General features: G+C 66.6%; 2 protein-coding genes and 1 pseudogene. 2 read left to right on the top strand and 1 reads right to left on the bottom strand.

Going from position 1 to position 2,973, the window contains the following annotated elements; all coding sequences use genetic code 11:
- Both ADK55_RS36345 and ADK55_RS12835 read left to right on the top strand, forming a co-directional pair.
- Positions 1-187, top strand: a pseudogene (locus ADK55_RS36345) (hypothetical protein); the annotation flags it as partial.
- 290 nt (positions 188-477) lie between these two features.
- Positions 478-2,697, top strand: coding sequence for an ATP-binding SpoIIE family protein phosphatase (locus tag ADK55_RS12835; RefSeq protein WP_053678171.1), 2,220 nt, complete (start codon positions 478-480; stop codon positions 2,695-2,697).
- A 12-nt stretch (positions 2,698-2,709) separates the two neighbouring features.
- Here the strand turns inward: ADK55_RS12835 and ADK55_RS39755 are convergent.
- Positions 2,710-2,973, bottom strand: a 264-nt coding sequence (locus ADK55_RS39755; protein ID WP_234350022.1) for a hypothetical protein, incomplete at its 5' end; no start/stop codon positions are given.

The raw sequence follows: 2,973 nt of genomic DNA, 5'->3' as shown, positions 1-2,973 counted from the left end.
CGGCATCCACCACGTCCACCTGCTCACCGCCGTCTCACCCGCCGCCGACCGAGCCCACGGCATCGAAGCCCGCCCCGTGGTGCCGCGTGTGCTGCCCGCCGCCGCAGTCCACCACCGCTTCACCCACCACACCCTCGACGGAGGCCATTCCCGCGGGAACAACGCGTACCCCCTCAGAAGGTCTTGAACACGCGAGTTCTACAGGGAAGCGGTCACCTACGACGAGATCAGTGCCGGGCGGCGTAGGAGGAAACTTGAAGGTGCCCAGCACCGACGTGCGGATTGTCCCGGTCCGGCCGGGGGAGCTCTCCGAGACTCAGGTCTGACACCACGCACTGGTCGCTCACATACCGCATCCCGCGAGCCCGTCCGGCGCGCACACTTGCCCACCTTCGCCGCGGCACCGAGGTGCACTCCTTGACCTCTCGAAGGGCGAAGCAGGTGCTCGCCCGCCCGTTCACTCGTACAATTTGACACGTGGGACCCGAGGCCGATGCCTTCCTCTGCGATCTCGCCCGCGGGCTCAGATCCCGGGTGGATCAGCTGGCCGACGTGTTGACAGACGTTGTGCGCAACGAATTTCCCGACATGTGGCAGTACGAAGACGTCGCCGCTCTGGTACAGCCAGCCGCGTACGACGATGTCACCTGCATTCTGGCTGTTTTGGAACACAGGGTTGACGTAACCGCGGTTGAGACGCCACCCGCCTCCATCGAGTTTGCTCGCTTGGTGGCCGAGCACGGCGTGCCCCTGAGCGAACTCCTACGCCTCTACCGACTCAGCCACGCGGGTGCGCTCCGCCTGCTCCACGAGGAGGCGGCCAGTCTCAGCGGGGACTCGGATCTGACCGCCGCGACCTTCCTTGCGTTGACCGAGATGAGCTTCCAGTACGTCGACCGTATCTCGGAGCAAGTCGTCGTGGCCTACCAGGAGGAACGGGACCGTCAGCTTCAACGGCGGCTGATCATGGTCAATGAGGCCGGCGCGCGCATCGGGACCACACTCGACACCGCCCGCACCGCCCGAGAACTGGCAGACCTTGCCACGAGCCGCTTCGCCGACCTCGTCAACGTCGACCTGCTCGAAGCCGTACTGCTCGAAGAGGACGCCCTCCCCGCTCCGGGTTCATCGGCACTCCGCAGAATCGCCCGGAGCTCGGCAGGCGAGGGCTTTTCAGTAGAAGCAGACGACTTCCCAGTAGAAATGGGGCAGGCACACACCTACCCAGAGGGGTCGGATCCTTCTCGTGCGCTCGCCACCGGACAGCCCTCGCGGCACGACTTCACGACCTCCGAAACTCCGTCTTGGCTTGCTCGGTCTCCCGGCCAAGGACGTACCCCCCGGTCCGTCGGCGCCCACTCGGTGTTGCTGGTGCCGTTGTGTGCTCGTGGAAGCACCCTGGGTCTCGCACAGTTCCTTCGTTACCGAGATTCAGAGTCGTTCGACAACAACGATCTGCTCCTGGCCAGCGAGATCGCGTCCCGAGCCGCCGTCGCCATCGACAACGCCCGCCGCTACACCCACGAACGTTCCACGGCATTGACACTCCAACGCAGCCTGCTACCACAGCGTCTGCCGGAACAACCTGCCGTTGAGACGGCCTACCGCTACCTGCCCAGCGGATCCCGAGCCGGCGCAGGTGGCGACTGGTACGACGTGATACCACTTTCCGGGTCCCGCGTCGCCCTCGTCGTGGGCGACGTGGTGGGCCGTGGTCTCGCCGCCGCCGCAACCATGGGCCGACTCCGCACCGCTGTCCGCACTCTCGCGGACATCGACCTGATGCCCGACGAACTGCTCACCCACTTGGACGACGTGGTGATCCGCCTCCAGCGCGAGGGGGCACGCGACGCGGACGAGATCAGCGCGACATGCCTGTACGCCGTCTACGACCCAGTCTCCTCCCTTTGCTCCCTGGCCAGTGCCGGGCACGTACCGCCTGCCGTCGCCATGTCCCCGGCTCTCGGCAGTGAAGGTCCAGCCTCCCGCTCGGTCGACTTCCCAGCCGTGCCGATCGGCCCACCCCTGGGCCTGGGCGGGTTCCCATTCGAAACAGCCCAATTCGAACTGCCACCGGGCAGCCTCCTTGCCCTGTACACCGACGGCCTCATCGAAGACCGCGATCGCGATGTGGACAGCGCACTCGCCCTGCTACGCGACGTCCTCTCGCATGCACCGGCGTCGCTCGAAGACACCTGCGACAGGCTGCTCTCGACCCTGCTGCCCTCCCACCCCCTCGACGACATCGCTCTTCTGGTGGCACGGACGCGCGCTCTCGACGCCGAACGGGTCGCCACGCTGAACCTGCCTTCCGACCCGGCGGTCGTCTCGAAGGCCCGTGCCTACACATCCGAAAAGCTGGCGGCCTGGGGCCTGGAAGAGTTGGCGTTCACCACGGAGCTCATGGTCAGCGAACTGGTGACGAACGCGATCCGCTATGGCAAGGATCCCATCCGACTGAGGCTGATCTTCCAGTCCACCCTGGTCTGCGAGGTTTCCGACAGCAGCAGCACCGCCCCACACCTGCGTCGGGCACGAACCTTCGACGAAGGGGGCCGCGGCCTACTTCTTGTCGCCCAGATGGCGGAACACTGGGGTACCCGCCACAGCCGCGAGGGAAAGGTCATCTGGGCAGAACAATCCCTGCCACCAGCGGCCGGGCTGAAGGCTGGGGGGCTCGCGGACGTGCCGCAATGACGTATCGACGCGTCAAGCGATGCCTCGCATTGAAGCCAGGCCACTATCAAGCAGTGCGCGATAGATGCTCGCGGCGCCGATGACCCCGCCCGCCACAGGGGGAGGCTCAGCGGCCACCGCCTCCTCGGTGGCCTCGAGGGCCACTTCTTCGGCCATGGCCAGCCAACCGCGCACGGCCAGGCGCAACAGCTGTGTCTCGGCGGTTACTCCCGCCCGCCCCAGAACGCGGTCAACCCGGGAGGGGCCGGTGGCCCCCAAGAACTCCCCGGACCGCTC

Origin of the sequence: Streptomyces sp. WM4235 (genome assembly GCF_001279725.1) — a bacterium.
GTDB lineage: Bacteria > Actinomycetota > Actinomycetes > Streptomycetales > Streptomycetaceae > Streptomyces.
This window is presented reverse-complemented; position numbering and strand designations above follow the sequence as displayed.